General features: G+C 63.0%; 1 protein-coding gene. It reads right to left on the minus strand.

Annotation, left to right across the window (positions count from 1 at the left end):
* Positions 1 to 66 precede the first annotated feature (66 nt).
* Positions 67 to 1440 (minus strand): IS1182 family transposase, encoded by a 1374-nt coding sequence (locus tag QUB37_RS29635; protein ID WP_333168807.1) that lies wholly within the window; start codon positions 1438 to 1440, stop codon positions 67 to 69.
* Positions 1441 to 1460 lie beyond the last annotated feature (20 nt).

Below are 1460 nucleotides of genomic sequence, written 5' to 3' on the forward strand. Positions count from 1 at the left end.
CGATGCTGTTGATAAAGTCTGCATTTGACAGAAGCGGACGGTGCGGGCGAGCGGCGGCACTCTTCTTCAGGCCATTGCTGGCCGCGGCATGGGGATGATCTTGGCCATTTTGCGGAGGTTTTGGGCTGCTGCTGCGAGGTGGAACTCGTCGCGGGCGCCATTGGGGCCGCGTAAACGCAGCCGGTCGAGCCGGAGGATGCGTTTGAGGTGTGCGAAGAGCATCTCGACCTTCTTGCGCTCACGCCGCGACGTGATCCATTCATCTTCCTGGGCGATCTTGCGGGCGAGGTCGCGCGCACCCTCGTGCACGGATCGCATGATCTTTCGTGCGTCAGCGCCCGGGCAGCAGCGCGGCTTAAGCGCGCAACCATCGCAGTCGAGCTTGCTGGCGCGGTAGCGATAGAAGCCATCGGCAGAAGGGCTGTCCCGCTTCACAGCATCGCTGCGACGGGCACGCCTCAGCTGCTTGCCCGCCGGGCAGGTATAGTGATCGCGCCGATGGTCAAAGGCGAAGTCGCTCCGCTCGAACATCCCATCAGAGCGGGCGGAATGGTCGAACACCGGGATATGCGGCTCGATATCGCGTTCGTTCACAAGCCATGCGAGCATGTCGGCCGAGCCATAGCCGGTGTCGCCGATCAGCTTGCGCGGCCAGAGCCCGAGCTCGTCATGTGCACGGGTGATCATCCGCTTCGCCGCGGTGACCTCGGCCTGCCGCACCGCCGTGCTCGCCTCGACATCGACGATCACTGCGTGGTCGACGTCGATCAGATAGTTGGTCGCATAGCAGAACTCGGCGCGGCCGCCGTGCGCTGAGGTGTAGCGCGATGCCGGATCCGATGGCGATATGCGCGGCGGGACCGCCTGGCTCGCAGCACCGAACGCTGCATCATCGAGAACCGACAGATACTCCTCAACCGCACGTGTCGAGAGCTCAGCGGGCAAGCCCTCTTCGCCGCTGCGGAAGTTCTGGCGGTTGGCCTCGGCCCGGATCAGGCTCGCATCGACCGCAAAACCTTCGCCGCCCACCAGCCCCTCCGACATGCAGCGCGCGACCGTCATCTCGAACAATTTGCGGAGCAGATCGCTGTCACGGAAGCGGCCGTGCCGGTTCTTTGAGAAGGTCGAGTGATCGGGCACAGCGCCGTCGAGCCCCAACCGGCAGAACCAACGATACGCGAGGTTCAGATGCACCTCCTCGCACAGCCGCCGCTCCGAACGGATCCCCATGCAATAACCGATCATCAGCATCCGGATCATCAGCTCCGGATCGATCGAAGGCCGACCCGTCTCGCTATAATAAGGCCGCAGATGCTCACGGATATCGCCCAGATCCACGAAACGGTCGATCGACCGAAGCAAATGATCAGACGGCACATGTTCCTCAAGGCTGAAGCTGTAGAACAGCGCCTCCTGCATCACCGTCCGGTCGCCCATCATCAGCCAATCTCCCGATAACG

Source organism: Microcoleus sp. AT3-A2 (genome assembly GCF_036705685.1).
GTDB lineage: Bacteria > Cyanobacteriota > Cyanobacteriia > Cyanobacteriales > Microcoleaceae > Microcoleus.

Bases quoted from the DNA above. Each gene is read 5' to 3' on its own strand.
- QUB37_RS29635 (WP_333168807.1), bottom strand. From the start codon at position 1,440: ATGATGGGCGACCGGACGGTGATGCAGGAGGCGCTGTTCTACAGCTTC.